The organism is Microbacterium testaceum, assembly GCF_003075375.1.
Classification (GTDB): domain Bacteria; phylum Actinomycetota; class Actinomycetes; order Actinomycetales; family Microbacteriaceae; genus Microbacterium; species Microbacterium testaceum_E.
The window spans coordinates 11,926-37,708 of the sequence record NZ_QDFT01000020.1; the positions used below are offsets into that span (position 1 = coordinate 11,926).

24 protein-coding genes are annotated in these 25,783 nt (G+C 70.5%); 12 read left to right on the plus strand and 12 right to left on the minus strand.

Annotated elements, in window-relative coordinates; all coding sequences use genetic code 11:
• Positions 1 to 49: 49 nt before the first annotated feature.
• The 11 genes from DC432_RS16905 to DC432_RS09450 form a co-directional block, all read right to left on the minus strand.
• On the minus strand, positions 50 to 604 hold the full coding sequence (locus DC432_RS16905; RefSeq protein ID WP_347707126.1) for a helix-turn-helix domain-containing protein: 555 nt from the start codon (positions 602 to 604) through the stop codon (positions 50 to 52).
• Positions 601 to 1,110 (minus strand): hypothetical protein, encoded by a 510-nt coding sequence (locus DC432_RS16195; protein ID WP_133177912.1) that lies wholly within the window; start codon positions 1,108 to 1,110, stop codon positions 601 to 603. The genes DC432_RS16905 and DC432_RS16195 overlap by 4 nt, the downstream gene beginning before the upstream one ends.
• Positions 1,103 to 2,080: an RHS repeat-associated core domain-containing protein gene (locus DC432_RS09410; RefSeq protein WP_165801232.1), complete on the minus strand. Its 978-nt coding sequence runs from the start codon at positions 2,078 to 2,080 to the stop codon at positions 1,103 to 1,105. The genes DC432_RS16195 and DC432_RS09410 overlap by 8 nt, the downstream gene beginning before the upstream one ends.
• Positions 2,081 to 2,091: 11 nt before the next feature.
• Positions 2,092 to 2,601 (minus strand): Imm26 family immunity protein, encoded by a 510-nt coding sequence (locus DC432_RS09415; RefSeq protein WP_279304113.1) that lies wholly within the window; start codon positions 2,599 to 2,601, stop codon positions 2,092 to 2,094.
• Between the two features lie 532 nt (positions 2,602 to 3,133).
• The gene (locus DC432_RS09420) at positions 3,134 to 4,345 is read right to left on the minus strand and encodes an ROK family protein (RefSeq protein WP_116537674.1); all 1,212 of its coding nucleotides are present in this window, start codon (positions 4,343 to 4,345) and stop codon (positions 3,134 to 3,136) included.
• 99 nt (positions 4,346 to 4,444) lie between these two features.
• Entirely contained in the window at positions 4,445 to 5,665 is a 1,221-nt protein-coding gene (gene mmsB / locus DC432_RS09425) for a multiple monosaccharide ABC transporter permease (protein ID WP_116537675.1), read from the minus strand.
• 5 nt (positions 5,666 to 5,670) lie between these two features.
• Positions 5,671 to 7,200, minus strand: coding sequence for a multiple monosaccharide ABC transporter ATP-binding protein (gene mmsA, locus DC432_RS09430; RefSeq protein WP_116537676.1), 1,530 nt, complete (start codon positions 7,198 to 7,200; stop codon positions 5,671 to 5,673).
• A gap of 118 nt (positions 7,201 to 7,318) precedes the next feature.
• Positions 7,319 to 8,440 (minus strand): multiple monosaccharide ABC transporter substrate-binding protein, encoded by a 1,122-nt coding sequence (gene chvE / locus DC432_RS09435; protein WP_116537677.1) that lies wholly within the window; start codon positions 8,438 to 8,440, stop codon positions 7,319 to 7,321.
• Between the two features lie 526 nt (positions 8,441 to 8,966).
• Positions 8,967 to 10,502 carry a tripartite tricarboxylate transporter permease gene (locus DC432_RS09440; protein WP_116537678.1) on the minus strand — a complete coding sequence of 512 codons (1,536 nt, stop codon included), beginning with the start codon at positions 10,500 to 10,502 and terminating at the stop codon, positions 8,967 to 8,969.
• A gap of 1 nt (position 10,503) precedes the next feature.
• Entirely contained in the window at positions 10,504 to 11,064 is a 561-nt protein-coding gene (locus DC432_RS09445) for a tripartite tricarboxylate transporter TctB family protein (protein ID WP_116537679.1), read from the minus strand.
• Complete coding sequence (locus DC432_RS09450) at positions 11,064 to 12,095, minus strand: tripartite tricarboxylate transporter substrate binding protein (protein WP_116537680.1); 1,032 nt, start codon at positions 12,093 to 12,095, stop codon at positions 11,064 to 11,066. Before DC432_RS09450 ends, DC432_RS09445 begins: the two co-directional genes overlap by 1 nt.
• A 119-nt stretch (positions 12,096 to 12,214) precedes the next feature.
• Between DC432_RS09450 and DC432_RS09455 the strand changes: the two genes are divergently transcribed.
• On the plus strand, positions 12,215 to 13,495 hold the full coding sequence (locus DC432_RS09455; protein ID WP_116537681.1) for a sensor histidine kinase: 1,281 nt from the start codon (positions 12,215 to 12,217) through the stop codon (positions 13,493 to 13,495).
• Positions 13,492 to 14,208: a response regulator gene (locus DC432_RS09460; protein WP_116537682.1), complete on the plus strand. Its 717-nt coding sequence runs from the start codon at positions 13,492 to 13,494 to the stop codon at positions 14,206 to 14,208. Before DC432_RS09455 ends, DC432_RS09460 begins: the two co-directional genes overlap by 4 nt.
• A gap of 60 nt (positions 14,209 to 14,268) precedes the next feature.
• Here DC432_RS09460 and DC432_RS09465 read toward each other — a convergent pair whose 3' ends face one another.
• Positions 14,269 to 14,841 carry a nucleotidyltransferase family protein gene (locus tag DC432_RS09465; RefSeq protein WP_116537708.1) on the minus strand — a complete coding sequence of 191 codons (573 nt, stop codon included), beginning with the start codon at positions 14,839 to 14,841 and terminating at the stop codon, positions 14,269 to 14,271.
• A gap of 51 nt (positions 14,842 to 14,892) precedes the next feature.
• On the opposite strand from DC432_RS09465, the gene DC432_RS09470 reads away from it, so the two are divergent.
• The 10 genes from DC432_RS09470 to DC432_RS09515 all read left to right on the plus strand — a co-directional run bounded on the left by DC432_RS09470 (position 14,893) and on the right by DC432_RS09515 (position 25,730).
• Positions 14,893 to 15,873, plus strand: a complete 981-nt coding sequence (locus DC432_RS09470; RefSeq protein WP_116537683.1) for an XdhC family protein — start codon at positions 14,893 to 14,895, stop codon at positions 15,871 to 15,873.
• Positions 15,870 to 17,168, plus strand: a complete 1,299-nt coding sequence (locus tag DC432_RS09475; protein WP_116537684.1) for an amidohydrolase family protein — start codon at positions 15,870 to 15,872, stop codon at positions 17,166 to 17,168. Before DC432_RS09470 ends, DC432_RS09475 begins: the two co-directional genes overlap by 4 nt.
• Positions 17,165 to 17,779, plus strand: coding sequence for a helix-turn-helix domain-containing protein (locus tag DC432_RS09480; RefSeq protein WP_116537685.1), 615 nt, complete (start codon positions 17,165 to 17,167; stop codon positions 17,777 to 17,779). Before DC432_RS09475 ends, DC432_RS09480 begins: the two co-directional genes overlap by 4 nt.
• A 16-nt stretch (positions 17,780 to 17,795) precedes the next feature.
• Entirely contained in the window at positions 17,796 to 18,743 is a 948-nt protein-coding gene (locus DC432_RS09485; RefSeq protein ID WP_116537686.1) for a PDR/VanB family oxidoreductase, read from the plus strand.
• Positions 18,744 to 19,199: 456 nt separating this feature from the next.
• Entirely contained in the window at positions 19,200 to 20,456 is a 1,257-nt protein-coding gene (locus DC432_RS09490) for an amidohydrolase family protein (RefSeq protein ID WP_116537687.1), read from the plus strand.
• A gap of 28 nt (positions 20,457 to 20,484) precedes the next feature.
• On the plus strand, positions 20,485 to 21,261 hold the full coding sequence (locus tag DC432_RS09495) for an ABC transporter ATP-binding protein (RefSeq protein WP_165801234.1): 777 nt from the start codon (positions 20,485 to 20,487) through the stop codon (positions 21,259 to 21,261).
• Positions 21,258 to 22,151: an ABC transporter permease gene (locus tag DC432_RS09500; RefSeq protein ID WP_108318197.1), complete on the plus strand. Its 894-nt coding sequence runs from the start codon at positions 21,258 to 21,260 to the stop codon at positions 22,149 to 22,151. The genes DC432_RS09495 and DC432_RS09500 overlap by 4 nt, the downstream gene beginning before the upstream one ends.
• A 133-nt stretch (positions 22,152 to 22,284) precedes the next feature.
• A complete protein-coding gene (locus DC432_RS09505) occupies positions 22,285 to 23,460 on the plus strand; it encodes an ABC transporter substrate-binding protein (RefSeq protein WP_116537688.1) in 1,176 nt (391 codons plus the stop codon).
• Between the two features lie 162 nt (positions 23,461 to 23,622).
• Positions 23,623 to 24,954, plus strand: a complete 1,332-nt coding sequence (locus DC432_RS09510; protein WP_116537689.1) for an FAD-binding oxidoreductase — start codon at positions 23,623 to 23,625, stop codon at positions 24,952 to 24,954.
• Positions 24,951 to 25,730, plus strand: a complete 780-nt coding sequence (locus DC432_RS09515; protein ID WP_116537690.1) for a creatininase family protein — start codon at positions 24,951 to 24,953, stop codon at positions 25,728 to 25,730. The genes DC432_RS09510 and DC432_RS09515 overlap by 4 nt, the downstream gene beginning before the upstream one ends.
• Positions 25,731 to 25,783 lie beyond the last annotated feature (53 nt).

Here is a 25,783-nt window from a genome sequence, read left to right on the forward strand (position 1 = left end):
GTCAGCTCGGACCGAAAGCGGTCATTGTCCTGACGCGCATAGTGGCTACTCATCGCTCGACAGTATTGGCCGCACCCTCTGATGGGGCCACGACTTTGCTCATCACGTAAGAGGGCCAGACAGTCCGCAGGACGGCAAACAAGCCGGTAGCGATGGCTGTAAGCAGCGCCGACAACGCCTTCCCGTATGCGTTCTCGGGCACGGTCTCAAAGAGTTCCCGCACTGGGACACCAAGAGCTTCACCGAGGCGGGCGAGCGTATTCAGGCTCACATCGTTGCCAGCCTCGAGTCGCTGCACGGTACGGACAGTCACCCCACTGACTTCTGCAAGGCGTTCCTGTGTCCAACCTCGTAGCGACCGCGACTCAGCAATCCGCGTTCTATTCATAGCCCCACAGTAGAAAGCGCCTGGCGCGGGCTCCACGACTGCAGCCCGACAGCTGGACGACACTTCCCTGTCACGCACCGCCTCCCCGCGCCGGCGCGGATGATCGGCGGCGACGAAGTCGTCACCGCCCGGGTGAAAGCAGTGACCGCGGGGCACGACGTAGATCGATGCGGATCGCTTCCGCGTCGTTGGGGTCGACCTGGCGCTGCATCTCATTCGCGCGAGGTGCGAGTGCCCAGGCACAATTCGCCTTCGTCAGCGCCGAACGGTAATCGTTCCGGGCGGGCCTCTTTGCTGTGTCGTTTGAGGTGGCGGGGAGGATTACTAGCGACGGCGCCACCTGTGGAGGTGACGCCGTCGCTAATCCGGTTCATCGTTGATCGATCGTCGGGCGCGATGAACCCGTCGCTGTCGCGGACTACTTCGTTTTTGATGCTTCGAGTACGGACAGCGTCGAGCAGCTCAGGGACCGTGCGTTGGATAACTGTTTCCCGGTCTGACGGTGGAAACCACTCGACGACTGCGCGGGCGACTTGTATCTCGATGTCCCCGTCCTTACCGATGATGAACGCGCAGATTGGTGTGGTGTGTAAGCCGACTGCCATCGCGGGGGCTGCGAGAGCATCGACGTCGAACTCCACCGTGTGAGCCTCCAGCACGACCCGAAGGGATTCCCACGCCGCAGCAGCCGGATTGCTTGAGTCATCGGGCGTCTTATCCATAGGGGTAGTTCACAATGTCGCCGTGAGGATTCGCGGGCGACCGGTATCGGAAGGCCGCCTGAGTTGTTCCCGTTGACCTGCTGATGCTCCAACCTAGCGCGTACTTTGTGCCGCGCTGGTTGAAGACTTCCGCGGCGCGGGCGCCCATGCTCGAGTTACCAAAGAGACGGGAGGATGCACCAATTCCACGCATTGTCACTGCGCGGGCTCCGAGGCGTGGAATGACCGCCCGAGCAATGACCGCGAGGACCGGAATCAAGAACTGAACTGCCTCCCCGGACGGGTCGGCTGCGTTGATGGGGTTGTGGTTGGCGTAGATGTAGTACGGGTCTTGGCCCGTCGGGTCCATCTGGGTGAAGCGTCCGAGGCTGGGATCGTAGTAGCGGGCGCCGAGCTCGTAGAGACCGGAGGCATCGAGTTCCCCGCCGATGTAGCGCAGGGTGTTCGCGGTCACGACTGCGTTTGTATTCGTGGCCCGAGCCTCGCCGTTCGGCGAATATGAGTAGCCGCCGAGGTAGCTGCCGGACGCGTCGAAGAGCCCGATGACGGAACCGAGATGGTCAGCGGCGTAATAGGCGGCTGTGCTGCCGGTCTTGCTGCCAATGGCAGTACCGTCGGGCGTACGGGTGAAGATGGTGCTGCCGGCTTTCATGAGGCCGAGGGCCCCTGTGTCAAAGGTGGTGCCCCCTGAGGTGCGGCGGTCGGTATTGCCGGAGCCGATGTACGTCTGAGCGGTGGAGCCAATGGTGGACACCTGCAACTTGTCGTTGTAGGCGATGGCCTGCCCACCGAGCCCCTTGCGGGTTTGCTGACCGGCGCCGTCGTAGGTCCAGGTGGTGGACTGTCCTGTTGTGGAGGTGAGCTGGTTGGCGTCGTTGTAGGTGTAGTCGACGGTTCCTGCGGTTGCGCCGGTGTTGCCGGAGCTGACATGGCAGCGTGAGACAAATGGTGTATTCAATTTTTCATTCATCCGCGTGTGGGCTATTCGCCGAAAGCTCTGATCCAGCTCGTCTCCGGGTCGGGCAAAAGCTCGTCCCACTCCCTGTCCCATTCGCGGAGACCTTCCAGCGCCTGCGCAGCTCGCTCCAGGCGGATTGGCGCGACCACGGTTCGGAACGGATACAGCCGCTCATCCTCGGGGGACGCCGGTCTGGTTCGCGTCCCTGAGTAGTCTTCTATCTGAAAATTCCACGGTTCGTTCACTGCAACTTTGAAAGCGGGCAGCGAGTCGATTACCGAGACCGGACTCCTACCAATTACCGGCCAGTCGCCGTTGCGCAGTTTCGCGTCGAGAGAAAGGCACAGCAAGGAGACTGGCGCCGTCGTCAGTTGCTGCAGGCTAGGAAATACAGCGTCACCCTCGAGAACCACATCGAACGTGGCGAGAAAATAGTTGACACGTCGGAATTTCGCGAGCACTTGTCCCGCAACCGATCTCCCGTCGCCAAGGGGCACCAGGAAGACTTCACCCTCGTTAGGCCTAGGCTTCACCGGGGATCTCCGCCAGCGTCCATGTATCTTGTGTCGCTCATCTGATGCCTCTTGTTTGCCAATTCGCCAGCCGGGTTGCTCTTATTCGTGGGTCCACCCATCGACCTGATGAAGTATTCCTCTAGACGGTCCAATGCAACGCCTGGCTCAGCGCGTCCGAGCTCTTTGTAACGGAAGTCAGCGTTCGGGTGTGCAGCAGTGTATTCGTCCTGTCGCGCGGCGTAACGAAGGTCGCTCTTGGACTGCCCGACGTACGGCGACGTCTACACAAGCGTCGCCTGGGCAGAGGGACGCGAATTGCCTGAGGCGCGGTCTCGCTCTGATTCTCGACCGATTTGCCGTCACGGCCGCCGTGAGCGTAGCTACTGCTGCCGTGATGGCTTCGGGTTGAGCGGACACTGGGATCGACGATTGCACGCTTTGCATCTGTGTTCGAAGAATCCGAGGGACCTGCCGGGGTGGTCGCTCGGCCATCTGTCGGCCAGCCGCAGCGGGTCCACACCGTCGCGAACCGCATGGTGGCGTGCCGGGCTCAGCCGCGGAAGCCCGCCGGGTTCGACAGCAGATCGGCGAACGCCAGCTCGGCCGGGCCGACCAGCATGAGGCGCGAGCGAAGGTGCGCTCGCTCGAGGCGGATCGTGCGCCCCTCGGCGCCCAACGGGTGCACCCGAACGGCATCGGCCAGGCGCTCGCGGCTCACCGACAGCAGCGCCCCGAGGTAGCCCGAGAGCACGACCGTCTCGGGGGCGAACGCGTTGACGAAGTTCGTCAGCGCGAGCGAGAGCATCTCGACCTGGCGGGTGACCTCGGTCATCACGCGCGGGTTGCGGGCCACACCCAGCTCGACGTCGAGCTCGTCCTCGTCGAGCTTGCGCCGCCCCAGCAGTGGCTCGAGGATGTCGAGGCTCACCTCGGCCTCGAGGCAGCCGCGTCGACCGCACACGCACGCGCGACCGCGCGGGTCGACGACCGTGTGGCCGAGCTCGCCGGCGTAGCCCGAGGTCCCCCGCAGGAGCGTGCCGTCGATGATCAGGCCGCCGCCGATGCTGTGCATCGCGCCGCCGAGGTACAGCAGGTTGCTCACGCCCACCCCGACGCCGAAGCGGGACTCGGCGAGGGCGCCGATGCTGGCGTCGTTGCCGGCGGTCACCGGCATCCCGAGCTCATCGCTCAGGCGGGCCGACACGGGGTCGCGCCTCCAGCCGAGGGTCGGCGACACGAGCACCGAGCCGTTGGCGTTGACCAGACCCGGAACCGCCAGACCCGCACCGACCACCCGGTAGTGCCGGTCGATGTCGGCGCGCATAGCCTCGACCGACGACGCCACGATCTGCACGAAGCGACGGGGCGACGGGGCGCTGGCGGTGTCGTGCCGGAGCCGCGCGTGCACGACACCGCCGAGGCCGACCAGGGCGACGGTCACCGCGTGCGGCTCGGCGCGCACGCTCAACGCGGCGACGTGGTCCTCGGGCTCGAGGTCGAGGGTGGGGCGTCCGACCTTGCCGGTGCGCTCCCCGCCGGGGGCCTCGCGGACGAGACCGAGCTCGGTGAGCTCCATGATCAGGCCGGTGACCGTCGAGCGGTTCAGCCCCGTCGTCGCGCCGAGCTGAGCGCGTGAGAGCGCTCCCCGGGAGTGGAGGAGCGACAGGACGGACGCGAGGTTCTGCTGACGGATCAGGTCGTTCGTCGTACGGCCAGCCGGCGGCGCGAGCGGGGTTGCGGGCTCGAACACGGCAGGGGTCATGAGGGAGGCACCTCCCCTATCTTCGCATCACGGCGCGCGGGGGCGGACCTCCGCGGGAGCGGATGGGGAGCGGGCCCCGGGGCCGCGCTCCCCATCCGGTCAGACACCGCCGTTGCGCCGCTTGTTGAAGATGTCGAACGCGACGGCCAGCAGCAGCACGATGCCCTTGATCGCCATCTGCCACGCGGCGTCGACGCTGAGGATCGACAGACCCATGTTCAGCACGCCCATGACCAGGCCGCCGACGACCGCACCCACGACCGTTCCGATGCCGCCCTGCACGGCGGCGCCGCCGATGAACACCGCCGCGATGGCATCCAGTTCGTAGTTCTGCCCGGCCGCGGCGACGGCGCCGCCGGCGCGCGCGGTGCTGACCACGGCGGCCAGGCCCGCGAGCACGCCCATGTTGACGAAGATGAAGAAGTTGACCCACTTCGTCTTGACGCCGCTCATGACCGCGGCGAACAGGTTGCCGCCCATCGCGTAGATGTGCCGGCCGAAGGTCGTGCGGTTGAGCACGAAGGTGTACGCCAGCACGAGCACCGCGAGGATGATCAGCACGATCGGGGTGCCGTTGTAGGTGGCGAGCGTGAACGCGGCGGCCATGATGACCACGACCGCGATGGCGTTCTTCAGCCAGAACGACCACGCCAGTTCGCGGGGCAGCTCGAGCCGGCGCAGCGTCGCGCGGGTGCGCAGCTGCTGCAACACCAGCAGCACGCAGGCGATGGCGCCGAGCAGCAGGGTCAGGCTGTCCCAGTTGCCGACGTAGCCGAGCACGGGCGGCAGCCAGCCGGCGCCGATCGCGGTGAAGCCGTCGGGCAGGCCGCTGATCGTGCCCCCGGTGAGCAGGACGAGGGTCAGCCCGCGGAACAGCAGCATGCCCGCGAGGGTCACGATGAAGGCCGGGATGCCGACGAACGCGACCCAGAAGCCCTGCCACGCCCCGACGACGGCGCCGACGATCAGCGAGAGCACCACCGCGACGTACCAGGGCAATCCCCACTGGTTCATCGCGATCGCGGCGATCGCCCCGACCATCGCCACCACCGAGCCGACCGACAGGTCGATGTGACCGGCGATGATCACCATGACCATGCCGATCGCGAGGATCAGCACGTAGGCGTTCTGCTGGATGAGGTTGTTGACGTTGCCCGGCAGCAGCAGGCGCCCGCCGGTGAGCACCTGGAACAGGGCGATGATGATGACGAGGGCGGCGAGGATGCCGAACTGACGGAAGTTGATGCGCGACAGGATGCCGCGGCGTCGCGGCCCGGGTTGCGTCGGCGCGTCGACCGTCTGGGTGGATGCGGTGGCCATTTCTGTCAGTTCCTTCCGGCGGTCATGTGCCGCATGAGGGTCTCCTGCGTCGCGTCGTCGCGGCTGACCTCGGCCGTGATGCGTCCCTCGGAGATGGTGTAGATGCGGTCGGAGAGGCCGATGACCTCGGGCAGCTCCGACGAGATGACGATGACGGCCTTGCCCTGGGCCGCGAGTTCGTTGATGATGCCGTAGATCTCGTACTTCGCCCCGACGTCGATGCCGCGGGTGGGCTCGTCGAGGATCAGCACGTCGGGCCCGGTGAACATCCACTTCGACAGGACCACCTTCTGCTGGTTCCCGCCCGAGAGGCGACCGGTGATCGCGGCGACGCTGGGCGCCTTGATGTTCATCTTGTAGCGGTACGAGTCCGCGACCTTGTACTCGCGGTACCGGTCGACCACGCCGAGGCGGGCCAGGCGCGCGAGGGCCGAGGCCGAGACGTTGACCTGGATGTCACCGATGAGGTTGAGGCCGTACTTCTTGCGGTCCTCGGTGGCGTAGGCGATGCCGTGCTTGATCGCGGAGTCGACCGTGCGGACGTCGATCTGCTGGCCGTTCTTGTAGACCTCGCCCGAGATGCCCGTGCCGTACATGCGACCGAAGATGCTCATCGCCAGCTCGGTGCGCCCGGCGCCCATGAGTCCCGCGAATCCGACGATCTCGCCCGCACGCACCATGAAGGACGCGTCCTGGATGACGACGCGCTCGGTGTCGACGGGGTGGTGGACGGTCCAGTTCTCGACGCGGAACAGCTCGTCGCCGATGTCGGGCTCGCGCGGCGGGAACAGGCTGTTCAGGTCTCGACCAACCATGGCGCGGATGATGCGCCCCTCGTCGGTCTCGGGGTCGTCGCGGCGCATCGTCTCGATCGTGCGGCCGTCGCGGATGATCGTGATGCGGTCCGAGATGCGCAGCACCTCTTTGAGCTTGTGGCTGATGATGATGCAGGTGATGCCCTGTGTGCGCAGCTGGTCGATCAGGTCGAGCAGGTGGGCGGAGTCGTCGTCGTTGAGCGCGGCCGTGGGCTCGTCGAGGATGAGGAGCTTGACCTCCTTGGCGAGGGCCTTGGCGATCTCGACGAGCTGCTGCTTGCCGACGCCGAGCTCGTAGATCTTCGTCGCGGGGTTCTCGCGCAGGCCGACGCGCTTGAGCAGCTCGGCCGCGGCGGTGTTGGTCGCGTTCCAGTCGATGACGCCGCGCTTGGACTTCTCGTTGCCGAGGAAGATGTTCTCGGCGATCGAGAGGTACGGGCTCAGCGCCAGCTCCTGGTGGATGATGACGATGCCGGCGGCCTCGCTGTCGTTGATCGAGCGGAACGCCATCTGCTCGCCCTCGAGGGTGATGGTGCCCTCGAACGCCCCCGCCGGGTACACGCCGCTCAGCACCTTCATGAGCGTGGACTTGCCGGCCCCGTTCTCACCGCAGATGGCGTGCACCTCGCCGCGGTACACGTCGATCGACACGTCGGCCAGGGCCGGCACGCCGTTGAACGACTTCGAGATCCCCGCCATGCGCAGGATCGGTTCGGTCATGGTTGTTCTTCCTCCGTCGGCTCCCCCGCCCGGGCGGCGAGGATGAAGCGGCGAGGCGGTCGGACCCGCCTCGCCGCGGGAGGGCCGGGACGGGCGCACCCGCCCCGGCCGGTGGGACTCAGAGCCCGACGTCGGAGGCCTTCAGGAAGCCCGAGTCGATGAGCTTGGACTGCACGTCGTCCTTGACGACGACCTCGGGGGTCAGCAGGTACGAGGGCACGACCTTCTTGCCGTTGTCGTAGGTCTTCGTGTCGTTGACCTCGACCTCCTTGCCGTCCTTGATCTCCTGGATCATCGTGAAGACGCGGTCGCCGAGGGCGCGGGTGTCCTTCCACACCGTCATGGCCTGCGCACCGTCGAGGATCGCCTTGACGTTGGCCTTGTCGGCATCCTGTCCCGTGATGAGCGGGTACTCGGCGCCGGGGGTGTATCCGGCCGACTTCAGCGACGCCTCGATACCGATGGCGAGGCTGTCGTTGGGCGAGAGCACGACGTTGACCTTCTTGCCGTCGCCGTAGAACGACGAGAGGCGGTTGTCCATCTCGGCCTGAGCCTTGTCGGACGCCCAGCCCTGGATGCCGATCGAGGCCCACGCGTCATCGTTGGCGGGCGACTTGCCACTGGGGACGACGAGCTTGCCGCTCTCGACGTAGGGCTGCAGGACGTCCCACGCGCCGGCGAAGAAGAACTTCGCGTTGTTGTCGTCGGGGCTGCCGGCGAAGGGTTCGAGGTTGAAGGGGCCCTTGCCGTCCTTCAGGCCGAGCTGCTCCTCGATGTACTGGCCCTGCAGGGTGCCGACCTTGTAGTTGTCGAAGGTGGCGTAGTAGTCGACGTTCTCGCTGCCGTTGATGAGGCGGTCGTAGGCGATGACCGTGGCGTTCTGCGCCTTGGCCTCTTGCAGCACCGGGCCCAGGGTCGATCCGTCGATCGCGGCGATCACGAGGATCTTCGCGCCGCCCGAGATCTGGTTCTGGATCTGGCTGATCTGCTGGTCGGTCTTGTTGTCGGCGTACTGCAGGTCGACGGTGCAGCCGGCGTCGGTGAGCTTCTGCTGCAGCTGCTCGCCGTCGTTGATCCAGCGCTCGAGGCTGCGGGTGGGCATGGCGATGCCGACGTTGCAGTCCCCGCTCGCGCCGCCGGCGGCGGCGCCGCCCCCGTCGGACGGACGCGTGGAGCTGCAGGCCCCCAGGCCCACGGCCAGTGCCGCGATGGCCGCACCGGTCAGGATTTTCTTCAGCATGTGATCTGCGTTCCTCTCTGAACTGCAGGGACCCCCGTTGGTCGCACCCGCGCCCTCCCCGGCGTCGGATCGGGTACGTCGTCGTCCCGGCTCTGTGGTCCGTCGAATTATGACGGCTCCGAAAAAATATCCATCGAGGGGGGTTTTGTCTATAGCCACGTCAAAATTGCGCCCCCGGGCCTTTGCGCCCCTGCGCCGCGCGCCCCGCGCCACTTCGCCTCGCGCCCCCGCGCCCCTTCATCGGCGCCAAATGGCACCACCCAACGCACCCACCAACACTTCGCCGCCACCCAAGCGCGCCCCGCCCCCGCGGGCACCCCGCGCCCCTTCATCGGCGCCAAATGGCACCACCCAACGCATCCCCCGACACTTCGCCGCCACCCAAGCGCGCCCCGCCCCCGCAGGCACCCCGCGCCCCTTCATCGGCGCCAAATGGCACCACCCAACGCACCCAGCGACACTTCGCCGCCACCGAACGCAAGAACGGGCGGGATGCCGCAGCATCCCGCCCGTCCCCGCGCCCGGGTCACGAGACCTCGACGGACTCCTTCGCGGTCGCGGCCTTCGCGCGCCGGCGGGCGAGCAGGCGGTTGCGCCCCGCGGCCAGCAGCACCACGAGCAGCACCGCGTAGATGGTGAGCACGATCGGCCCCTGCAGCAGAGTGGTCAAGTCGCCGTTGGCACTCATCGCGGCATCCCGCAGGCTCGTCTCGGCCAGCGGCCCGAGCACCATGCCGATGATGAGTGGGGCGAGCGGGTAGTCGTGCGCCCGCATCACGAAGCCGAGCAGTCCGATCGCCAACAGCAGCAGCAGGTCGAATGTCGCACCCGAAGTGGCGTAGATGCCGAGTCCGCAGAACACCGCGATCGCGGCGTACAGGTACGGGCGGGGGATCAGCAGCAGCTTCGCCCACAGCATCGCGAACGGCAGGTTCAGCACCAGCAGCACGATCATCGCGATGAAGAAGCTCGCGATGAGCGCCCACACGAGGTCGGGCGAACGCTCGAACAGCAGCGGGCCGGGCTGCAGCCCGTACTGGCGGAACGCGGCGAGCATGATGGCCGCGGTGGCCGACACCGGCAGACCGAGCGCCAGGAGCGAGCCCATCGCCATGCCCGTGGTCGAGTTGCCCGCCGCCTCGGGCGCCGCGAGGCCGCGGATCGCCCCCTTGCCGAACATGGGGTTCTTTCGGCGCGCGTCGAGACGCTTCTCGAGGCCGTACGACAGGAACGTCGGGATCTCGGACCCGCCCGCGGGGATCACGCCGAACGGCAGGCCGATCGCCGTGCCGCGCAGCCACGCGGGAGCCGCCTCGCGGAGTTCGCGCCGCGTCAGCCAGGGCCGCCCCGACGGCCGGACCATCGCCCGCCCCCGCACGTGCCGCTCCAGCGCGGCGACGTGGATGACTTCGCCGAGGGCCAGGATGCCGACGGTCACCGTCACGAGCGAGATGCCGTCGAACAGGTTGGGCGAGTCCAGCGTGAAGCGCGGCGTGCCGGTGACGCCGTCGATGCCGACCACCGCGATCCCGAGGCCCAGGAACAGCGAGGCCAGTCCCTTCGCGGCGTTGTCGGTGACGACCGACGAGGTCGCCGCGAACGCGAAGATCGCCAGGGCGAAGAACTCCGCCGGCCCGAAGCTGCTGGACAGCCCGGCCAGCAGCGGCGCGAAGAACACCAGCAGGGATGCCGCGATCATGCCGCCGACGAAGGCGCCGATGGCCGCGGTGGCCAGGGCCTGCGCGGCCCGGCCGTTCAGCGCCATCTTGTGCCCCTCGAAGGTCGACGCGATCGCCGAGGCCTGACCGGGGGTGTTCATCAGGATGCCGGTCGTCGAGTCGCCGAACAGCCCGCCGAAGTACACGCCCGAGAACATGATGAACGCCGCGGTGGGGTCGAGCGAGAACGTCACCGGCAGCAGCAGCGCCACCGCCATCGACGAGCCCAGTCCCGGCATGACGCCGACGGCGGTGCCCAGGACGCAGCCGACGACGACCCAGATGAGGTTCTGCCACGTGAGAGCCCCGGCGAATCCCTCGCCGAGCAGGATCAGTGCATCCATGTCAGAAGCTCCATCCGAGGATTCCCGAGGGCAGGGACAGCCCGAGGCCCATGTCGAAGGCGATGTAGCTGAGCGAGCTGATCGTCAGCCCGACCAGGAGCGCGAAGAGCATCCGGCGCTGGCCGAATCCGCGCGCGATCCCGGCGAACAGCAGCGCGGCCGCGACGATCCAGCCCAGGATGCCGAGCACGAACGCGAACACGAGGAACGACCCGGCGACCCAGGCGAACGAGCGCCAGTCGACGCGCACCGCGCGATCGCCGGTCTGCTCCTCGTCGGCCGTGGGCGTGACCAGTGCCCCGCGGACGGCGCCCACGGCGAGGATGCCGGCGAACAGGAACAGCCCCGCCGCGATGATCCCCGGGAAGAACTGCGGCCCGGGGAAGGCGGCGTTGGCGGGCACCCTCATGGTGACGATGCCGACGAGCAGGTACACCGCGAAGGCGACGAGCACTCCCGGCATGATGAGCGCCTTGGCGATGCCGCGCAGACCGCTGCCGCGCTGGAAGCGCAGGCGGTCGCCGACCGTCGCCGAGACGGACGTGGGGTTGTTGGACGGCATCACAGGCCCATCTCCTCGTACAGCAGCTCGATGCGCTCGCGCTCGTCGACCAGGAAGGCGTCGAGGTCGGCGCCCGTGATCAGGCGCTCGGTCCAGTGGTAGCGGGCGCGGGCATCGGCCCACTCGGGCGTGGCGACCGAGTCGAGCACCAGCTCGGTGAGCCCGTCGACTTGCTCGTCGCTGAGTCCGCTCGGGGCGGCGAGCATGCGCCAGTTGGTGAGGCCGACCTGGTACCCCTGGTCGACCGCGGTGGGGATGTCGATGCCCTCGATGGGCTCGGCGGCGACCAGCGCGAGGGCGCGCAGACGGCCGGATTCGATCTGGTCGATGTTGTCGGGGTACCCGCCCGCGGCCGCCTGGGCGGTGCCGTTGAGCAGGGCCTGGATGGCCTCGCCGCCGCCGTCGGACGAGATGTAGGTCATGTCGACCGGGGCGATCCCGGCGGCGAGCGCGAGTTCGGCGACGACCAGCTGGTCGAACGACCCTCCCCCGGTCCAGGGCAACGCACGAGGGTCCTGCTTCCAGGCCGCGACGAGGTCGTCGAGGCTCTGGTAGGGCGAATCCGCGGGGACGACGATGACGTCGTACTCCCCGACCATGACGGCCAGCGGCGTGACGTCGTCGAGGGTCGCGGCCGAGCCGAACTGCACGGTCGCGGCCAGCAGGCCGGTGCCGCCGACGAGCAGGTTGCCGGGCTGCCCCGAGAGCACCGAGACGTTGCCCAGGGCGATCGTGCCGCCCGCGCCGGGCATGTTGACCACCTGGACGTTGTTGACCAGGCCGTTGGCCTTCTGCGCCTGCTGCAGCTCGCGCGCGACGCCGTCCCATCCGCCGCCCGCCGCCGCGGGGGCGATGATCGTCATCGAGGCGTGGATGTCGTCGCCGGCGGATGCCGAGGTGATCGAGCCGTACGAGGCGACGGCGATGGCCGTGGCGGCGACCGCTCCCCCCGCGATGCGGCCGATCCATCGGCGACGCGGCCGGTCGGCCGGTGGATGGTCAGGGACAGATGAGAGCGTAGGCTCCGTCATCACAGCTCCTCCTTGCGAACGTCGTCGTTGCGCAGAATGCGACGACGCTCTCAGCCGGAGCGGGCGCAGCGCACCCCCCGGTCGCTTTGTGCTCATATTGCGTGCGAAAGAGAGCCCCCATGCGCGAGTCCCTGTCCCCGGCCACCGCCCGGGTCGTACGGCGCGCGCTCGTGGTGCTGCCGAGCCTGATCGTGCTCACGGCGGTGGGCCTGACCACCGTGATCGCCGCGTCCGTGCAGGAGCGCCGGATCCGCGACGACACGGCCGATCGCGTCTTCGACGTGGCCGCGGGTCTCGCCGAGCTGGACGACGTGCGGGCGGCCGCGGCGAGCGTCTCGGCATCCGGCGCACCCGCTGATCTGGCGGACGCCGTCGACCTCGCCCCGGCGACCACCGTGCTGCAGCCCCTGGCCGATCTGGTCGAGCGCACGACCGGGGTGTTCTACGTGGTCGTGACCGACGACGAGGGGGTGCGTATCACCCACCCCGACACCGCCCAGCGCGGCCGTCAGGTCGAGACGGCCAACGCGAGCGTGCTCGCGGGCACGCCCTTCCTGGGCACCGAGACCGGCCCGTCGGGCAGCTCGCTGCGCGCCAAGGTGCCGATCCGCGACGGCGACGCCGTGGTCGGCATGGTCGCGGTGGGGGTGCTGGAGTCGCGGATCCTGTCCGAGCGCGACGAGGCGCTGGGGGCGCTGCTGCCGTGGAGTCTGGGGGCTCTCGTGGCCGGCACCCTGGCGTCGTCGCTGCTCGCCGCGGCGATCGAGAGGCGCTTCCGCCGCGCCGACGCGCTCGCCGCCGAGCAGGAGCAGACCGCGCGCACGGTGACGGCGTTGCGCGAGCAGGCGCACGAGTTCGGCACGCGCCTGCACGTGCTGCACGGCCTGGTGTCGCACGGCGACACGCGTGACGCGCTCGCCTACATCTCGGACGCCGTCCCGACGCTGACCCCGCGAGAGCCCTCGGACACCCGGCTCGGCCCCTCGGTCGTCGGGGCGAGTTTCGAGGCCCTGCGCGCCGAGGTGTCGACTCTGGGCGCCCACCTCGAGGTGCAGGTCGACCGCGGTCTGCCGGTCGACGAGACCGTGCTGATGGTGCTGGCGAACCTGTGCCGCAACGCCGCCGAGGCGGGCGCCTCGCGCGTGCGCTGCACGCTGTCGCAGGTGGGTGAGACCCTGCACGGCGCGGTCGACGACGACGGACCGGGGCTCGACGCCCGCGACATCGAGCGGGCGTTCGCAGCGGGGTTCTCGTCGAAGAGGGATGCCACGGGCACCGGCCGCGGGATCGGTCTGGCGCTCGTGCGCCGTGCGATCGGCGACCGCGGCGGCGAGATCCTGGTGGGCCGCTCGGCGTTCGGCGGGGCGCGCTTCGCGTTCGAGATGGCGGTGCCGCGGTGACGGCGCCGGCGATCCGGGTGCTCGTCGTGGACGACGACGCCGCAGCCCGGGCCCTGCACGGACGCTCGATCGACGAGGTGCCGGGTTTCCGCCTGGTCGGCTCGGCCGCGACCGGTGAGGCGGCGGTCGCGCGCGCCCGTGACGGGGTCGATCTGGTGCTGCTCGACATGCGCCTGCCCGACATCAGCGGGGTCGAGGTGCTGCACCGGCTGCGCACCCTGGGCGCGCAGGGCCTGGACGTGCTCGTCATCAGCTCGTCGCAGGACCAGGTGACCGTGCGTCAGGCCCTCGCGGCGCATGTGGTGGGCTACCTCGTGAAGCCGTTCACGCAGGACGTGCTGCGACGCCGCCTCGACACGTATCGCGAGGAGCGCCGCGCCCGCGCCGAGGCCGACCGCGACCGGGCGCTGTCGCAGAGCGACATCGATCGCCTGCTGGGCGCCGGCAGCGTACGGGTGCCCGAGCGGACGTCACCCGGGTCGCTGCCGAAAGGGCTCGCCGAGGTCACCCTCGACCGGGTGCGCGAGAGCCTCGATCCGGTCTCGTTCGCGTCGGCCGCCGAGGTCGCCACGGCGTGCGGGCTGTCGCGCGCGACGGCCCAGCGGTACCTGGAGCACCTCGTCGCGACCGGCGTGCTGGATCTCGCGCACCGCTACGGAGCGCGCGGACGCCCGCGGATCCTGTACCGGCTCGCTCCGCCGCCACCGGACTGAGGAGTCGCGCGGCGGTCGGTCCGGAAGCGACGGGGCCGAAGCGCGGGGCACCCCGCGTGGTCAGGCGCGCTCGTCGCGGTCGGCGCCCGACCACAGGTCGCCGCACTCGACCAGCTCCGCCTCGCGAGCGATCAGGTACGGACGCGCGCCGACATCGCCGCTCACGGCGGCCGACAACGGGGCCCAGTGCTCCCGCCCCAGCAGCACGGGATGCCCCGGCGCACCGTCGTACGTCGCCTGCGAGAGTGCGTCGGGCGCAGCCCGTCGCCGCACCCGGGCCACCGCGGCGGGAACGATGTCGGGGGTGTCGACCGGCAGCACGAGAGCCGCGACCGCGTCCCCCTCGGCGAGCGAGCGCAGCCCCGCTCGCAACGACGCCGCGACCCCCGTGGCCCAGTCCTCGGCCCGCACGACCGACACCCCCGCCGGCACGAGCGCCGTCGCCTCGTCGGCGGCGGCGCCGAGCACGACGGTGACGTCGCGGCATCCGCCCTCGAGCAGGGATCGCACGCCCAGCGCCAGCCACGGCGTGCCCGCCGCGGTGCGCGCGAGGGCCTTGGGCCCGCCGAAGCGCCGCCCCGCCCCCGCGGCCAGCACCAGTCCCGAGACGGCGGCAGAGGGCTCGGGCGGCATGGTCACGACAGCGTAGCGTGCGCGAAACACGCCCCGACTACGGTCGCGTCCATGCTCGATCTGGCCGCCGACCTGGTGCCGTTGATGGATGCCGGCGTCCCCGTCGCAGCCGTCACGGTCACCGCGGTGGTGCGCAGCGCCCCGCGCGGCATCGGCGCCACCCTCGCCGTCACCCGCGACGCGCGCGTGATCGGCTCGATCTCGGGCGGGTGCGTCGAGAGCGACGCCGTGATGCTGGGCCTCGACGCCCTGCGCACCGGAACGGTCCGCCGCGCGCGCTTCGGTTTCACCGCCGACGGGACCGTCACCCCCATCGCCGCGGGGCTCGCGTGCGGCGGCGCCGTCGACGTCGTCGCCTACCCCCTCGACGCCGACGCGCGACCCGCCCTCGACGCCGCGCGAGCCGGGCGAGCCGCGACCCTCCGGCTCGAGCTCGACGGCGAGCCCCTCGTGCTGCACCGCCCCGCCGCTGCCCGACTGATCATCCTCGGCGCCGGAGAGCACGCGGCGGCCCTGTGTCGCGTCGGCGCCGCCGCCGGGTTCGCGGTGACCGTGTGCGACGACTGGGCCCTGCTCGCCACGCGGGAGCGTTTCCCCGAGGCGGCCGAGGTCGTCGTCGCCGCCCCGCACGAGTACCTCGCCACCCTCGACGACCCCGACGAGCGCACCGCCGTGTGCGTCCTGACGCACGACGAACGCCTCGACGTCCCCGCGTTGCGCGCAGCCCTGCGCCTGCCGGTGGGATTCGTCGGCGCGATGGGCGCGCGGGCGACCGTGAACCGCCGCGCCCAGCTGCTGCGCGCGGCCGGGGTGACGGATGCCGAGCTCTCGCGCCTGCACTCCCCCCTGGGGCTCGACCTGGGCGGGTCGTCGCCCGAAGAGACGGCACTGTCGGTGATCGCCGAGATCGTGGCATCCCGTCACTCCGCCAGCGCCCGGCCGCTGCGCGAGGGCACCGGCGCACGCCTGCACGGCGGGGCGACGTCCCGCGCCGACGAGGGCGCGGTCTTCTGCGGCGTGAGGAGCGCATGAGCGTCCTCGTCGTACGCGGGGCGGTGGCGGTCCTCGAAGACGCCGGCCGCGTGCGCACCGGCGACGTCATCGTCGTCGACGGTGCCGTGGTCGACGACGCCGACACGACGGACGCCGAGATCCTCGACGCGAGCGGATGCGTGGTCACCGCGGGGCTGGTCAACGCCCACCACCACCTGCTGCAGACGGCATTCCGGACGCTGCCGGGAACGCGCGGCATCCCGATGCGCGAGTGGCTGCCCGCCATGGCGGCGGCCTACAACGCCGCGGGGATCGACCCCGAGCTGACGGGGCTCGCCGCTCGGGCGGGGCTCGCCGAGGCGCTGCTGAGCGGAGTGACGACCGTCGCCGACCACCATCTCACCTGGCCCTCGGGCGCCGACACGGTGGGCATGGCGCGGGCCGCCGCCGCGGCGGCGGCCGATGTCGGCGCGCGCCTCGTCTCCGTCCGCGGAGCCGCCCGCGACGACCCGCAAGAGGCCGCGTCCTCGGCCCAGGCGATCGTCGACGCCCTCGTCCCCGACCGTCCCGGCGGCGTCTCGGCCGACGGCATGCTGCAGGTCGCCGTCGGTCCCGCGGGCGTCCACAGCGACCCCCGCGAGACCTTCGACCTGCTCGGCGAGGTCGCCCATCGCCACGGACTGCGCCGACGCACCCAGGCGAACGAGGTCGTCGACGTCGAGATCGCCCTCGAGCGGTACGGCCGCCGCCCCCTCGACCTGCTCGAGGACTGGGGATGGCTCGCCGCCGACGTCACCCTCGCCCACCTGTGCGACGTCACCCCCGACGAGATCGGACGGGTCGCGGCATCCGGGACCTCCGCCACCCACGCCCCGGGATGCGACGTGCCGATGGGATGGGGGGTGGCTCCGGTCCGCGCGCTGCGCGACGCCGGGATCGCCGTCGGACTCGGAACCAGCGGCGGCGGCAGCAACGACGCGGGACACCTGCTCGCGGACGCCCGCCTGGCGATGCAGGTCTCGGCCCTCGTGGGGCCGCAGCTGCCGGCATCCGAGGTGCTGTCGATGGCGACCTCGGGATCGGCCGACGGACTGGGGCGGACCGAGCTCGGTCGCCTCACGCCGGGATCGGCCGCGGACCTCTGCCTGTGGGATGTCTCGGGCGTCGCCGACGCCGGGGTCGCCGATCCCGTCGCGGGGCTGCTGTGGGCCTCGCCCGGGCGGCGCCCCCGCACCGTCGTCGTCGGCGGACGCGTCGTCGTCGACGCCGGACGACTCGTGCGCGCCGACGAGGGCGAGATCGTCGCCCGCCTGTTCGAGAGGGTGACACGATGACCTCCATGGCACCACCGGCACCGCTTCCCCCCGCCGAATCCAGCGACGAACGCCTCGGCGCGCACCTGCGGGGCCTGCGCAAAGCGCGCGGCCTCACCCTGACGCAGCTCGCCGAGGCGGCCGATCTGTCGCACCCGTTCCTCAGCCAGCTCGAACGCGGGCTGGCGCGACCCAGCATGGCCAGCCTCGAGCGACTCGCCCGCGCCCTCGGCACCAGCCGCGTCGAGCTGATCGCCGGCTCCGAGCCCCCGCGTGCGGAGCAGGACTGCCGGCCGTCGTTCGTCGCCGCGGGCGAGGGGGTCATCGGGCCCTACGCCGAGGGCACCGCGCGCCTGCTGGCCGAGGGACCGCGCCGCTTCGAACCGCTCGAATTCACGGGGTCGAACGGCGCGCCCGGCGACCACTACGTGCACGACGAGGACGAGTTCCTCACGGTGCTCGAGGGGGCGATCGTCATCTCGTTCGGCCCCTTCGGCGAGCGCTCGCTGACCGTGGGCGATTCGGTCTACTGCCGCTCGGGCACCCCGCACCGGTGGCACTCGCCCGACGGTTCGACGTACCGCCTGCTCATCGTGAAAGAAGTGGTCCACGGCGACGGCGCCGCGGTGTGATCGTGAAAGAGGACGCATGAGCGCAGGAGTGACCTTCGAGGCCGTCGTGACCGGACGCCGCGATGCCGCGGACGGTGTCGTCGTGCTCGACCTCGAGCGGGCGACGGGGACCCTTCCGCACTGGGCGCCCGGGGCGCACATCGACGTGGTGCTGCCCGGCGGCATCGAGCGGCAGTACTCGCTCTGCGGCTCGCCGGCCGCGCGCGGCACCTGGCGCATCGGGGTGCTGCGCGAACGCGAGGGTTCGGTGTGGCTCCACGACAACGCCCACGTCGGCGCGACGCTGCGCGTGCGGGGACCGGCGAACCATTTCCTCTTCGCCCCCACCGCGGGGCGGTCGTACGTGTTCGTCGCGGGCGGGATCGGCATCACGCCGATCGTGCCGATGATCGAGGCGGCCGAGGCCGCGGGGGCGATCTGGACGCTGCTGTACGCGGGGCGGTCGCGCCGCACGATGGCCTTCGTCGACGAGCTGGTCGAGCGCTACGGCGAGCGCGTCGAGGTCTTCGCCGCCGACGAGGGACACCGGCTCGACCTGTCCGCGCGCTTCGCCACCCCGGCCGCCCGTACCGTCGTCTACGCGTGCGGCCCCGCGCGCCTTCTCGAAGGCCTCGAGGATGCCATGGCCGGCTGGCCCCGCGGCAGCCTCCACCTCGAGCGGTTCGAGGCGAAGGTGCTCGGGCCGCCGGTGTGGGCAGAGGCCTTCGAGGTCGACCTCATGATGTCGGGTCTCACCCTGACGGTGCCGCCGGAGCGCTCGATCCTCGACGTCGTCGAGGAGGCGGGCGCGGTCGTGCCCTCGAGTTGCCGGGTCGGCACCTGCGGGACATGCGAGGTGCCGGTGATCGACGGCGAGGTCGAGCACCGCGACTCGGTGCTGTCGCCGGAGGAACAGGACGCGAACCGCTCGATGATGGTGTGCGTCTCGCGCGCCGCGTGCGGGCGGATCACGCTCGAGCTCTGACCCCGAGGGCGCGGCGCCGGCAGCTCGGCATCCGGCGCCCTCGACGTGCCCCGGCGGGCGCGACCCGTCACGGGAACAGGAGGATGCCGCGAGCACAGGGCCATCGGCGCAGTTTCGGCCTGTTCTCGCGACAACCCCTGTTCTCGTCGCACGATGACACCCGCGAGCGGTCAGCCCGGCGCCCAGCGCGGATCGCGCGCACAGTCCTCGTGGCGCAGAGCGAGCGCCGCCCGGACCTGGCGGCAGCGCGCGCACCGGCGCGCGCCCGCGCCAGCCTGTCCGACAACTTTGTCGAGAGGGTCACGCGGGGGAAATACAGCGGAAACGCGTGATTCCTAGCATCGGATCAACGCCGGATGTTGGTCACACCAACACTGACGCAGCCGCCCTCGGCGACCCGCCCCGTTGCCGTGGCTCCCGTCTCGCCACTCGCCCGAACGTTTCCCGGAGGCCCCCGTGTCCGCCGTTCCACCCGTCTCGATCGCCGCACTGCGCGGCGTGCGCCTGACCTCGGGCGCCGTCGTCGACGTCGCGCTCGACGGCGACGAGGTGCTCGCGGTGGTCCCGGCCGGCAGCCCCCTGCCCGACACCGACGGCGAGACCCTCGACCTCACTGGCTACCTGCTCACCGCGGCCGGAGCCGAGCCGCACGCGCACCTCGACAAGTCGCAGTCGTGGGATGCCATCCGGCCTCCCTTCGGCGACCTCGAGCGCGCGATCGAGAGCTGGCACGCCTTCGCCCTGACCCTCGACGAGGACGACACGCTGCGCCGGGCCCGCTCCACGGCGCTGCGGATGCTGGCATCCGGGATCACCGCCGTCCGCACGCACGTCGACCTGCTGCGAGGGGACGACGCGCTGACCGGCGTGCGCGCCCTCGTGCGCCTGCGTGACGAGCTCGACGGCCTGATGGACATCGAACTCGTCGCCCTCGGCGGCCCCACGATCGCCGACGAGGTCTTCGAGGCCGCGCTCGACGCCGGGGTCGACCTCGTCGGCGGCGCGCCGCACCTCGCCGACGACCCGATCGCCGACCTCGAGCGCCTCATCGCCCTCGCGCGGCGTCGTGACGTGGGCCTCGACCTGCACGCCGACGAGAGCCTCGCCGGCGCCGACACCCTGGCCGCCTACGCGCGGGCCGTCACCGGGTGGCACCGTCCGCGCTCCGCCGGGCACTGCGTGCGCCTCAGCATGATGCCCGCGACCGCCCTCGCCGACCTCGCCGCCGACGTGCGCGCGGCCGACATCGGCGTCATCGCCCTGCCGATCACCAACCTGTACCTGCAGGGATGGGATGCCGACCACGCCGTGCCCCGCGGGATCGCACCGATCGGCCGGCTCAAGGCCGCCGGCGTGCGCGTCGCCGCCGGCGCCGACAACGTCCGCGACCCGTTCAACCCCGTCGGTCGCTGCGACCACCTCGAGACCGCATCGCTGCTCGTCAGCGCCGGACACCTCGCCCCCGAGGAGGCCCTCGCGGCCGTCACGACCGGGGCACGCGATGTGATGGGGCTCGCGATCGCCGGCCCCGTCGCCGGCGCGCGCGCCGACCTCGTCGCCATCCGGGCCGAATCGCTGGGCGACGCCGTCGCCTTCGCCAGCGCCGACCGCGTCGTGCTCCACCGCGGCCGGCTCGTCAGCCGCACCACCGTCTCGACCGAGACCGCGGCATCCGTCCCCACCCGATCCGCCGCACCCGCGACGGCGTCGTAACCCGCCCCAACGGAAAGTGAGCGCCCCCGTGACCTTGGCCTCTCCCGCCCCGGCATCCGTCGCGGATCCCACCGCGCCCCTGCTGGACTTCCGCAACGTCGCCATGACGTTCCCCAACGGCACCACCGCGCTCTCGGGTGTCGACCTCACCGTCGGCCGCGGCGAATTCGTCAGCGTCGTCGGGCCCTCGGGCTGCGGCAAGTCGACGCTGCTGCGCATCGCCTCGGGCCTCGAGTCGGCGAGCGAGGGCACAGCGACCGTCAACACCGACCGCATCGGCTACGTCTTCCAGGACGCCACGCTGCTGCCCTGGCGCGACGTGCGCTCCAACGTCGAACTGCTCGCCGAGCTCAACTGGCAGCCCAAGCGCGTGCGCGCGCCCAAGGCGCAGTGGGCGATCGACCTGGTCGGCCTGAACGGCTTCGAGAAGCACCTGCCCAAGCAGATGTCCGGCGGCATGAAGATGCGCACCTCGCTGGCCCGCTCGCTCACCCTCGACCCCGAGCTGTTCCTGTTCGACGAGCCGTTCGGCGCTCTCGACGAGATCACCCGCGAGCGCCTCAACGACGAACTCATCAAGATCTTCGTCGCCCAGCGCTTCGGGGGCCTGTTCATCACCCACTCGGTCTCCGAGGCCGTCTACCTCTCCACCAAGGTCGTCGTGATGTCGGGTCGCCCCGGCCACCTCGTCGACACCTTCGAGGTCCCCTTCGACCTGCCCCGCGACCCCGAGATCCGCTACACGGGCGAATTCGCGAAGCTCGTCGGCGAGGTCTCCCACGCCCTCCGGGAAGGACACTCATGAGCACCACCTCCGCAGAGCCGGTCGTCGCCGCGTCGGACGCGTCCACGGCATCCCCTCCTCCGCCCGTCGAGCCGCCCCGCCCGCGCGCGGGCGCCCGCCGCCGGGGCTTCGGCGCCAACGCGGCCCTCGTGGGCCCGCCGCTCGGGGTCCTCGTCGTGCTCATCGGCGCCTGGTACGGCGTCTCGATCGCGCTCAGCGCCTCGGGCAAGGGCTTCCTGCTGCCGATGCCGCACGAGATGTTCACCCTCGGCTTCTTCGACCCGCAGGTCGGCGCCGACATCTGGGTCGCCCTGTTCCGCACGACGGGCGTCGCCCTCACGGGACTCGCGATCGCGATGGTCATCGGCATCGGCTGGGCGATCGCGATGTCGATGGCCCGCTGGATCGAGCGCTCCACCTACGCCTACGCCGTGGTGCTGCAGTGCATCCCGATCCTCGCCCTCGTGCCGCTCGTCGGCTTCTGGTTCGGCTACGAGTTCCTCGCCCGCGTGATCGTGTGCGTGCTGATCGCCCTGTTCCCGATGGTGTCGAACACCCTGTTCGGCCTGCAGTCGGTCGACAAGTCGCAGCGCGAGCTCTTCCGCCTGCAGAAGGCCGACCGCTGGACGGTGCTCACCAAGCTCACCCTCCCGGCGGCCCTGCCCTCGATCTTCGTCGGCATGCGCACCTCGGCCGGTCTGTCGGTCATCGGCGCGATCGTCGGCGACTACTTCTTCCGCCGCGGCGAGCCGGGCATCGGTTCGCTGATCGCCAACTACCAGTCGCGCCTGCAGAGCGCCGAACTGTTCGCCGCGATCCTCGCCGCCTGCCTGCTCGGCGTCGCGATCTTCGCCCTCTTCGGCTGGCTGTCGAAGGTGGCCGTCGGCCGCTGGTACGACAGCACGCTCTGACCCGACCCCGGATGCCACGCCTCCCCCGCACGCGATGTGCGGGGGGCGGTGTCCGGCGTTCCCGAAAACACCGTTTCCGTCCCACGCACCGACCTGTACCCGACAGCCACACCGTCACAGAAAGCGAACCAGCATGCAGCGCTCCACCCTTCTCCGCGGCACCGCCGTCACCGGCGCCGTCGCGATCGCCCTCACCCTGACCTCGTGCGCCGGTAGCGCCGCCGAGAGCGCCCCCGCCGCCGACATGGAGATCGGCTCGGTCGACCTCTCGACGGATTGCCCCTCGACCGTCGTCATCCAGACGGACTGGAACCCCGAGGCCGAGCACGGTCACCTCTACGAGATGATCAAGGACGACTACACGATCGACGCCAACACGAAGGCGGTCACCGGTCCCCTCATGTCGGACGGCGAGTACACCGGCGTCAACCTCGAGATCCGCGCCGGCGGTCCCGCGATCGGCTTCCAGACGGTGTCGGCCCAGATGTATCAGGACGACGCGATCACCCTCGGCTACGTCAGCACCGACGAGGCGATCCAGCTCTCGGGCACGACGCCCACCAAGGCCGTGTTCGCCCCCCTCGACATCAGCCCGACCATGGTGATGTGGGACCCGGCGACCTACCCGAACGTCAAGACGGTGGATGACGTCAAGGGCGCTCTCTCGGCGAACGGCGGCGTGTGGCGCTACTTCGACGGATCGGCCTACATCGAGTACCTCAAGAGCGCGGGCCTGGCCGACTCGGCCATCCTCGACGGCTCGTACGACGGCACGCCGTCGAACTTCGTCGCCGCCGGCGGCAAGGACATGCAGCAGGGCTTCGCCTCGGCCGAGCCGTACGTCTATCAGAACGAGGTCTCGGCGTGGGGCAAGCCCGTCGACTTCGCGCTCATCCACGACGCCGGATGGCAGACGTACCAGTCGTCGGTGTCGGTCAAGGCCGGCGACTTCGACAAGCTCAGCCCCTGCCTCGAGAAGCTCGTCCCCGTGCTGCAGAAGGCGGGCGTCGCGTACTACAAGGACCCGTCCGCCGCGAACGACCTGATCCTCAAGCTCGTCGACGAGTACGCCACGGGCTGGACGTACACACAGGGCGTCGCCGACTACTCGGTCAAGACGCAGGTCGACCTGGGCCTGGTCGGCAACGGCCCCGACTCGACCTACGGCAACTTCGACGAGGGTCGCTTCGACGACTTCTTCACCAAGGCGAGCAAGGTCTACACCGACCTCGGCACCCCGCCGGCATCGGGCTACACCCCGGCCGACCTGTACACGAACCAGTTCATCGACACGTCGATCTCGTTCTGACCCGACGGCCCGGTCCGCCTCGCGCGGGCCGGGCCGTCCGGTTTCTCCGCGAGACAGCATCCTGCTGACGACTCGGCGTCATTCTGCGTCCGAATCGTCAGCCAGATGCGGTCTCACGGCCCCGACGCACCCCACCCCCACCGTTCCACCCGGAGACACCCCATGAGCGACACCGCCACCCGCGTCCTCTCCCTCGAGGACGAACTGCTCGACCTGCTCGGCCCCGCCGCGGTCAGCACCGAACCGCGCGTCCGCGAACGCGCCAGCGTCGACGGCTCCCCCATGTCGCCGATCATCGCGGCCAAACTCCCCCTGGGTCTGGCCGACCTCGTCGTCTTCGCCGCCGACGCCGAGCAGATCGCCACGGCCGTGGCCGCGGCATCCCGTCACGGAGTCCCGGTCACCGTCCGCGGCAAGGGCACCGGCAACTACGGCCAGGGCATCCCGATGAGCGGCGGCCTGGTGATCGACACCACCCGCGCCAAGGCCATCGTCGAGGTCGGCGACGGGTACATCACCGCCGAGGCCGGCACCCCGATGGTGCTGCTCGAGCAGGCCGCGTGGGCGGCCGGGCAGGCGCTGTGGATGTATCCCTCGACCGCGCAGTCCACGATCGGCGGCTTCCTCTCGGGCGGCTCGGGCGGCACCGGGTCGATCGAGCACGGCTCCAACGACCGCGGCTTCGTCGCCGCCCTCGACGTCGTGCACGCCGACGGCAGCCCCGAGATCATCCACGTCGAGGGCGACGAGGCCCAGAAGTACGTGCACAACTACGGCACGGCCGGCGTCATCGTCCGCGCGACCGTGCGCCTCGAGCCGCTCCGCGAGTGGCGGGGCCTGTGGGCGAGCTTCCCGGACTTCGCGGGAACGCTCTCGGTGGTGCAGACCATCGGCAACCTCGACCCCTCGCCACGGCTGGTGTCGGGCGACGGGCCCGAGATCTCGGCATCCCTCCCCGCCGACGAGGCCATCCCCGCGGGGCGCTCCAGCCTGCGGGTGATCCTGGATGCCGCGCAGATCGAGACCGTGACCGCGATCATCGAGGGAGCGGGCGGTCGCGTCGAGGCGGTGCGCGAGGGCCCGCAGGCCAGCATCCGCCTGTCGATGCTCAGCTACAACCACCCGATCGAGTGGTTCCAGAAGAGCCAGCCGCACGAGGTCTTCCACCTCGAGGTCGCGGGCGCACCGCTCGCCGACGATGTCGCCGCCGTCGAGGCCGTCTTCCCGGGGGCGCACCTGCACATCGAGTCGACGAAGGCCTTCCCGATCGGCATGCTCGCCGCGCCGTACGTCAGCGAAGAGGACGTCTACCGCGGGATCGCCGCCCTCAACGCGATCGGCGTGGGCGTGCACAACCCCCACCAGTGGAACGTCGACTTCAACGTCGAGCAGACCGCCGAGACCGCGCGCGTCACCGACCCGAACGGGCTGCTGAACCCCGGCAAGCTCGACCCCGACTACGCCGGTGCGCGCAAGGGAGCGATCATCTCATGACCCGGCTGCTGGCCGAGCTGAGCGGCCCCGCCGCCGCCGAAGCCCTGACCGAGCGCTCGATCGTCGTGCTGCCCACCGGCGCGATCGAGCACCACGGTCCGCATCTGCCTCTGGCGACGGATGCCATCGTCGCCGAGGCGTCGGCGACGGCCGCCGTCGCGCGGGCCGCGGCCCAGGGGCTCGACGTCTGGCAGCTGCCGACGCTGTCGATCACGAAGTCCGACGAGCACTCGTGGGCCCCCGGGACGCTCTGGCTCACGCCCGAGACGATGATGCAGACGATCGTCGACATCGGCCGTTCGCTGCTGACGACCCGCGCCCGCACGCTCGTCTTCCTCAACGGGCACGGCGGCAATGTCGCTTTGCTGAACGTGGCGAACCGGGAGCTGCGCCGCCGCTTCGGCCTGCGCACGTTCTTCATGCCCGCCGCACGCGTGCCCTCGTTCGACGGCACCGACGGGGGTCCGGACGAACACGGCACCGGCATCCACGCCGGACACAGCGAGACGAGCATGATCATGCACCTGCGTCCCGAGCTCGTGGATGCCACGAAGTTCGAGGCGACGGTGCCGGCGCACATCGGCGACTTCCGCCACATCGGCTTCAACGGCAAGCCCGTGACCTTCGGGTGGCTGTCGAACGACTTCGGGCCCACCGGGGTGCTCGGTGACCCGACCGGCGCCAACGCCGCCCACGGGGCTCGGCTGTTCGAGGACAGCGTGTCGTTCGTCGTCGAGGCGCTCGAAGAGATCAGCCGATTCGACTACACCGCGTGAGGGGCGCGGGGCGGGCACGACTCCTGCAGATCCGGCGTCTCTGCGACGAGAGC

Bases quoted from the DNA above. Each gene is read 5' to 3' on its own strand.
- DC432_RS16905 (WP_347707126.1), bottom strand. From the start codon at position 604: ATGAGATGCAGCGCCAGGTCGACCCCAACGACGCGGAAGCGATCCGCA.
- DC432_RS16195 (WP_133177912.1), bottom strand. From the start codon at position 1,110: ATGGATAAGACGCCCGATGACTCAAGCAATCCGGCTGCTGCGGCGTGG.
- DC432_RS09410 (WP_165801232.1), bottom strand. From the start codon at position 2,080: ATGAATGAAAAATTGAATACACCATTTGTCTCACGCTGCCATGTCAGC.
- DC432_RS09420 (WP_116537674.1), bottom strand. From the start codon at position 4,345: ATGACCCCTGCCGTGTTCGAGCCCGCAACCCCGCTCGCGCCGCCGGCT.
- mmsB (WP_116537675.1), bottom strand. From the start codon at position 5,665: ATGGCCACCGCATCCACCCAGACGGTCGACGCGCCGACGCAACCCGGG.
- mmsA (WP_116537676.1), bottom strand. From the start codon at position 7,200: ATGACCGAACCGATCCTGCGCATGGCGGGGATCTCGAAGTCGTTCAAC.
- chvE (WP_116537677.1), bottom strand. From the start codon at position 8,440: ATGCTGAAGAAAATCCTGACCGGTGCGGCCATCGCGGCACTGGCCGTG.
- DC432_RS09440 (WP_116537678.1), bottom strand. From the start codon at position 10,502: ATGGATGCACTGATCCTGCTCGGCGAGGGATTCGCCGGGGCTCTCACG.
- DC432_RS09445 (WP_116537679.1), bottom strand. From the start codon at position 11,064: ATGCCGTCCAACAACCCCACGTCCGTCTCGGCGACGGTCGGCGACCGC.
- DC432_RS09450 (WP_116537680.1), bottom strand. From the start codon at position 12,095: ATGACGGAGCCTACGCTCTCATCTGTCCCTGACCATCCACCGGCCGAC.
- DC432_RS09455 (WP_116537681.1), top strand. From the start codon at position 12,215: ATGCGCGAGTCCCTGTCCCCGGCCACCGCCCGGGTCGTACGGCGCGCG.
- DC432_RS09465 (WP_116537708.1), bottom strand. From the start codon at position 14,841: ATGCCGCCCGAGCCCTCTGCCGCCGTCTCGGGACTGGTGCTGGCCGCG.
- DC432_RS09470 (WP_116537683.1), top strand. From the start codon at position 14,893: ATGCTCGATCTGGCCGCCGACCTGGTGCCGTTGATGGATGCCGGCGTC.
- DC432_RS09475 (WP_116537684.1), top strand. From the start codon at position 15,870: ATGAGCGTCCTCGTCGTACGCGGGGCGGTGGCGGTCCTCGAAGACGCC.
- DC432_RS09480 (WP_116537685.1), top strand. From the start codon at position 17,165: ATGACCTCCATGGCACCACCGGCACCGCTTCCCCCCGCCGAATCCAGC.
- DC432_RS09485 (WP_116537686.1), top strand. From the start codon at position 17,796: ATGAGCGCAGGAGTGACCTTCGAGGCCGTCGTGACCGGACGCCGCGAT.
- DC432_RS09500 (WP_108318197.1), top strand. From the start codon at position 21,258: ATGAGCACCACCTCCGCAGAGCCGGTCGTCGCCGCGTCGGACGCGTCC.
- DC432_RS09505 (WP_116537688.1), top strand. From the start codon at position 22,285: ATGCAGCGCTCCACCCTTCTCCGCGGCACCGCCGTCACCGGCGCCGTC.
- DC432_RS09510 (WP_116537689.1), top strand. From the start codon at position 23,623: ATGAGCGACACCGCCACCCGCGTCCTCTCCCTCGAGGACGAACTGCTC.
- DC432_RS09515 (WP_116537690.1), top strand. From the start codon at position 24,951: ATGACCCGGCTGCTGGCCGAGCTGAGCGGCCCCGCCGCCGCCGAAGCC.